The organism is Kitasatospora sp. NPDC059817, from assembly GCF_042731835.1.
In the GTDB taxonomy this organism is placed as follows: Bacteria; Actinomycetota; Actinomycetes; order Streptomycetales; family Streptomycetaceae; genus Kitasatospora.
On sequence record NZ_JBHWIR010000436.1, the window covers coordinates 1 to 1,285 of the forward strand.

Here is a 1,285-nt window from a genome sequence, read left to right on the forward strand (position 1 = left end):
TTTAAATATATAATCTGTTTTTTAAAAATAAATAAATTTATTAATTTATTTTTTTTTATCAACAATTATTAACTCAATTTCAATTTATTCACACTTCCATATCCCTGAAAGGTTACCGACCGGGAAACATAATTTTTTGTACATTCTGTGAGGTAGAGGCGGTATATGTAAAGTAGTCGGTATGTGAATATCACATTCTAAAAAACCGCCGCCCTGTCTATAGCTGTACCAATATTTAAATACGTTTCGGGCTTTGTCTCCTTTATGGTGACGCGGTTTCCCTATAGGTATTGGGTTCACTTTCATAACGTACGGATATAATGAATTTACATCATAATGAAAGCCGCCATTTAATTCACTTTGAAATACTTCTGTACGTCCACCATAATATGCCTTGCGTATAAAATCCTCTGTAAACTCGCCCCATTTGCTATAACCGTAATTCGTGGAAATAGCCTTTTCATAATCTTCAGGATAATTCATTTGATATACTTTCATTGCAAGACTTGCGGTAGTAGGACATTTTAAAAATTCATGAATCGGCAAGCCGGATATTTCAATAAGCATTGTAACAATTTCATATAATGCCACACAGTCCAACCGTAAATATTCATTTAATTCAGGTTCATACGGATCGACCTTCATAAAATAATTCCCTTGGGATTCCCGGTCATCATATTTACCCGGGTCATTTGTGGGGTTTCCGTCAGCGTCAAGCGCCCATCCCAATTTCAAAATATGGTCTTTTAAATCTATTTTTGCTTTTTCTTGCGAAATATTAAAATCCTCACATATCTTTTTTAATGAACCCATTACAAGCTTGCTGGAATCATGAAATGTAATAGGTTGCGAAATAATTTCATTTTCTTCAGTTATTTGGGATTCATTAAGACCTGTTTTAAATACCGTAACGACATTATTAATAAAAATCGAATTTTTTAAATCCGCTTCAGGTAAAATGTCCTTTGCGATTTTTGAAATGTCGAAATCTAGATTATGAATAAATACATGACAATCGTATTTTGTGGTATACTGTGAGAGAACCGTTTTCAGGTTTTTAAAAGTGTTTGTCGCACGGTATCTACTACCGTCATATAATCCGACGCGGAAGACTTCCCCAAAAAGTCCTCGCGTCTCAGTATCAAGCGTAAGTATCTTAACGGGTTTACTTGCGCTTTTTTCTTTATTCTCTTTTTCCTTACTCATTTAAAATCCACCTCTCCATCGTAAATCCTTCGCTAAACGTTTAGCCGGTTTGTTTTTTAGTTTCGGGGGATATTTGTGT

1 protein-coding gene is annotated in these 1,285 nt (G+C 34.5%); it reads right to left on the reverse strand.

The window, feature by feature from the left end; translation table 11 throughout:
* Positions 1 to 84: 84 nt before the first annotated feature.
* The gene (locus ACFV61_RS36075; protein WP_380496419.1) at positions 85 to 1,206 is read right to left on the reverse strand and encodes a DNA polymerase; all 1,122 of its coding nucleotides are present in this window, start codon (positions 1,204 to 1,206) and stop codon (positions 85 to 87) included.
* Positions 1,207 to 1,285: the final 79 nt, after the last annotated feature.